General features: G+C 69.5%; 1 protein-coding gene. It reads right to left on the bottom strand.

What is annotated here, in order from left to right:
• A partial coding sequence (locus ACWD6R_RS39740) for an amino acid adenylation domain-containing protein (protein WP_451823215.1) occupies positions 1-5298 on the bottom strand: 5298 nt, incomplete at both ends.

The raw sequence follows: 5298 nt of genomic DNA, 5'->3' as shown, positions 1-5298 counted from the left end.
CGCGGCCCCCGCCCGCCAGACGCCCAGAATGGCCGTGACCATCTGCGCGCCGCGCGGCAGGCACAGCCCCACCACCGACTCCGGGCCCACACCCAGGTCACGCAGATGGCTCGCCACGCGGTCCACGTCCGCGTGGAGCTCTGCATAGGTCAGCTCAACCCCGTCAGCGACCATGGCCGCCGCGTCCGGGGAAGCCTCGACGCGTCGCAGGAACAGCTCGATGACGCTGGAGTCCGCCACCGTCGTCGCCGTGGCATTCCAGTGGTGGAGCACCAGGTCACGTTCGCGGGAATCGAGCACGTCCACCGCGTGCAACCGCGTGTCGGGGGCCGCGGTCAGCGTCTCGACCACCCGGACGAACCAGTCCGCGAGCCTTGCCACGGTCGGCGCGTCGAACAGGTCGGCGGCCGCGCTGATCGCCCCCCGGAACCCGGCCGGGTCTCCGTGCTCGTCGAACACCTCCGACATGGACACGTTGAGGTCGAACCTCGCCGACACGCTCGTCCCGCCGCCGCCCGTCGCCGAGCCCCCGGCACTGGCAAGGGTCTCCGGCAGGTCCAACACGGCGCGGTCGGTGTTCTGGACGGTGAGCATCACCTGGAACAGCGGGTGCCGTGCCAACGACCGCGCCGGAGCCAACTCCTCCACCAGCCGCTCGAACGGCACGTCCTGATGCGCCAACGCGCCCAGGCTCGCCTCACGCACCCGCCCCAGCACCTGCCGGAACTCCGGATCACCCGACAGATCCGTCCGGATCACCAACGTATTGACGAAGAACCCGACCAGATCGTCCAGCGCCTCGTCCGTACGACCCGCGATCGGCGACCCGATCGGAATGTCGGTACCGGCCCCGAGCCGCGACAACGTCACGACCAGCGCGGCCTGCAACACCATGAACGGCGTGGCGCCCTCGGCCCGCGCCAGGTCCGCCAACCTCTGGTGCACATCCGCCGCCAACCGCAGCGGCACGACATGGGCGCGATGGCTGCTGACCGCCGGGCGCGGCCGGTCCACCGGCAGCGCCAGCTCTTCCGGAACCCCGGCCAGCGTCCGCCGCCAGTACGCCACCTGCGCCGACAGCAGACTGCCCGGGTCCGACTCGTCGCCCAGCAACTCCTGCTGCCAGAGCGCATAATCCGCGTACTGGACGGGCAGCGGCTCCCAGTCCGGGGCCTCGCCACGCAGCCGCGCCGCGTACGCAGCGGAGAGATCGCGGCTCAGCGGTGCCATCGACCAGCCGTCGCCGGCGATGTGGTGCATCAGTACGAGCAGCACCTGCTCGTCAGGACCGGCCTGGAACAGCCACGCCCGGATCGGCGGCTCCACCGACAGATCGAAGGCGTACTGGGATGCCTGATCCACGGCTTCGGCCAGGCCCTCGGGCGCGACCTCGGCCACCTGCAATTCCCAGCCCAGATCCTGCGGATCCAGGATCCGCTGGTACGGCTCGCCGTCGACGGCCGGGAAGACCGTCCGCAACGACTCGTGCCGGACGATCACGTCGCGGAGCGCCGCACCCAGAGCGCCGGTGTCCACGCCGCTCAGCCGGATCGGCACGGGGATGTTGTACGTCGGGCTCGGCCCTTCGAGCTGGCCCAGGAACCACAGCCGCCGCTGCGCGAACGACAACGGCACCCGCTCGGGACGCTCAGCCGCCGCGCGCAACGGCGTACGGGCCTGCCCCGTACCCTCTTCGGCCAGCCGCGCCGCCAGCGCCGCCACCGTCGGAGCCTCGAACAGCGCCCGGACCTCGACCTCGACGCTCAGTACCGTACGAATCCGCGAGATCAGCCGGACCGCGAGCAGCGAATGCCCGCCCAGCGCGAAGAAGTTGTCCTCGACTCCCACTGACTCCAGACCGAGGACGTCGGCGAACAGCGCGCAGAGGATCTCTTCCTGGACCGTGTTCGGGCCTCGTCCGTCGCCCGTGGTGTACTCCGGTGCGGGCAGAGCCCGGCGGTCGAGCTTACCGTTGGCGGTCAGCGGCAACTCCGCCAGCGTGACGAACGCTGCCGGGACCATGTACTCCGGCAGGCGTGCCGCGACCAGTTCCCGCAGGCCCTCCACGTCCTGGCCCACCGGCACGACGTACGCCACCAGGGAGCCTTCGCGAGCCACGACCGCGGTCTGGGCCACCTGCGGGTGCGTCAGCAGGACCGTCTCGATCTCACCGGGCTCGATCCGGAACCCGCGCACCTTGACCTGCTCATCGGCCCGCCCGGCGAACACCAACTGACCGTCCGGGGCCCACTTCACCAGGTCTCCGGTCCGGTACATCCGCTCACCCGCACCGGCACCGTAGGGGCACGCGACGAACCGCTCACCCGTCAGCCCCGCACGGTTCACATACCCGCGCGCCAAGCCGGCGCCCGCGACATACAACTCCCCCGCCACACCCACAGGCACCGGCTCAAGCACGTCATCGAGCACGTACAACCGGGTGTTGGCGATCGGCCGGCCAAACGGCACCGGACCCGCCCCGCCCGCATCCACGGTCCCGGCCGCCACCATCACAGCGGCCTCCGTGGGCCCATAGGTGTTCACCAGCCGCCGACCCGACGACCACGTACGCGCCGCCGGTTCACTGATGGCTTCAGCGCCTACCAGCAGGGTCTCCACCCGCGCCAGATCGGCCGGATCCACCACGCCCAGCAGTGACGGCACCACACTGGCCGCCCGCACACCTTCCAGCTCCCGCAACCGCTCCGGCTGCTCCCGCTGCCCCTCACTGGCGATCCACAACGTGGCACCCGACGACAACGCCACCGCCACATCCAGCACCGACGCGTCAAAACTGAACGACGCGAACTGCAACACCCCCACACCAGGGGCCGCGCCCATCACCGGCCCGAACACCGACACCAGATTCGCCAGCGACCCGTGCGAGACCCCCACACCCTTCGGAGTCCCAGTCGACCCCGACGTGTAGATCACATACGCCAGCCCCGCCGGATCTGCCGCCACGTCCGGCGCCGAATCGGGCAAGCCGCTCAACCGATCCAGAACCTCCGGACCCACCACCTGCCCCACACCCGCATCGGCCAGCATGAACTCCACGCGCTCAGCCGGTAGTTGGGAATCGACCGGCAGATACGCAGCCCCTGCCTTCCACACCCCCAGGATCCCGACGACCATTTCCAGGCCACGCGGAAGACGCAGCCCCACCACCGACTCCGGCCTTACACCCACCCCGCGCAGGTAATGCGCCAGCCGATTCGCCGCCGCATCCAACTCCCCGTACGACAACTCCACCCCGCCGGCAACCACCGCCACCGCACCCGGAGCCGTCGCCACCCACCGCTCAAACAACCCCACAACCGACAACCCCGGAGCAGCAGACACACCAGACGCCGTGTCATTCCACTCCACCAACAACCGATCCCGCTCACCCGGATCGAGGACGAGCACCTTCTGGAGAGCGGTGTCCGGACCGCCGTCGAGCGTCTCGGTCAGAGCGGTGACCGTGTTCTCCAACGTGGTCCGCAGCAGCTGTCCGACCACGGCCGCATCCATCGACGCAACGGCTTCCACGCTGAAACTGATGTTGTCCGGTCCCAGATCGTTCACCGCTACGGTCAGCGGATAGTTGGTCCGCTCTCGGACCAGGACGTTACGGATGCCCTCGACCTGCCGTTGCCCGGCAGCATCGGGCTGCTGGTCAGCGTGCCGGTAGTTGAACAGGGAGGTGAAGAGCGGTGTGTTGCCCACGATTCCGCTGGTCTGCTGTGCCAGGGCCAGGGGGGCGTGCTCGTGTTCCAGCAGCGCCGCGAGCTGGGCTCGCATGAGTTCGACGGCGGCCCGGAGACCCACGCTGCCCGTCCGCACGCGTACCGGAAGGGTGTTGATGAACGGGCCAAGCACCCGGTCGGCGCCTTCACCGGCGTTCATCCGCCCGAACAGCACCGTCCCGAACACCACGTCGTCGCGACCCGACAGCGCGGCCAGCACCCGGGCCCACACGACGTGCAAGACCGTCGCCGGACTGACTTCCAGTGCACGCGCCAGTTCCCGCAACCGGACCGCTGTCTCGCCGGACACCAGGACCCGTTCGGTCACCACATCGCCGCCATCACCGCGCACGTCCAACACCCCAAAGGGTGCGGTCTGTTCGGTCACGTCGCCGAGCAACTCGGCGAAGAACCGCTCATGCTCCGCGCGCGGCACTCGCCGCGTTTGAGCCACGAAATTCCGGAACGGCAACGCGGGCGCCAAACGCTCCGTCTCACCGGCAAGTACCGCCCGCAGTTCGCCCAGCAGTACATCCATGCCGAGGTGGTCCTGCAGCATGTGATGCATCCGTATCGCGGCCAACCACCGGCCTTGCCCGACTGCCGCCACGTGCAGGTCCATCAACGGCGCGCGGCTCAGGTCCATCGCGGAGCCCGCTCGGGCTATCAGGGCATCCGTCTGCCCACTGTCGATCTCGTGTTCAACGACGGGCAGCACCGCGTGGCGCCAGACCACCTGGGCCGGCTCCCGCAGCCCTTCCCATACGACGCCGGTCCGGTAGATGTCGTGCCGGTCCACGACCTGCTGCAACGCATCCACGAATTCCGTCAGACGATCCCGGGTATCGAACTCCAACGTTCGTACCGTGAGGTAGACATCCTCGCCGCCACCCGCCATGAGGTGGTGGAAGAGCATCCCCTCCTGCAACGGCGCCAGCGGATAGACGTCCGCGATGTTGGCCGCGCCGCCTTCGACGGTGGCGGCTATCCGATCGATCTCTTCCTGGGACAGCTCCACCAGCGGCAACATCTCCGGCGTGATCCGCTGCGCGCCGGCCGGGATCAGGTTCTCCGGCACCACCACCGGTACGGCCCCCGCCGCACCCGCCAGCCCGGCCGGGGTAGGCGCTTCGAACAGCGCCCGCACCGACACCGACATACCCCGCGCACGCAGCCGCTCCACCAGCCGCACCGCGAGCAGCGAATGCCCGCCCAACTGGAAGAAGTTGTCGTCGACCCCGACGTTCGCAACCCCCAGGATGTCGGCGAACAGCGCGCACAGAATCTCTTCCTGGACCGTGGTCGGGCCTCGTCCGGTGCCCGCGGTGTACTCCGGCGCGGGCAGGGCGTGACGGTCCAGCTTCCCGTTGGCGGTCAACGGCAACTCCGCCAGCGTCACGAACGCTGCCGGGACCATGTACTCCGGCAGGCGGGCCGCGACCAGTTCCCGCAGGCCCTCCACGTCCTGCCCCACCGGTACGACATACGCCACCAGGCGCTTGTCCCCCGGGACGTCCTCGCGAGCCACGACCGCGGCCTGGGCCACCTGCGGGTGCGTCAGCAGGACCGT

It is taken from the genome of Streptomyces sp. NPDC005151 (genome assembly GCF_053599875.1).
The sequence above is the reverse complement of the archived record's forward strand: the minus strand, read 5'-3'. Positions and strand labels throughout refer to the sequence as shown.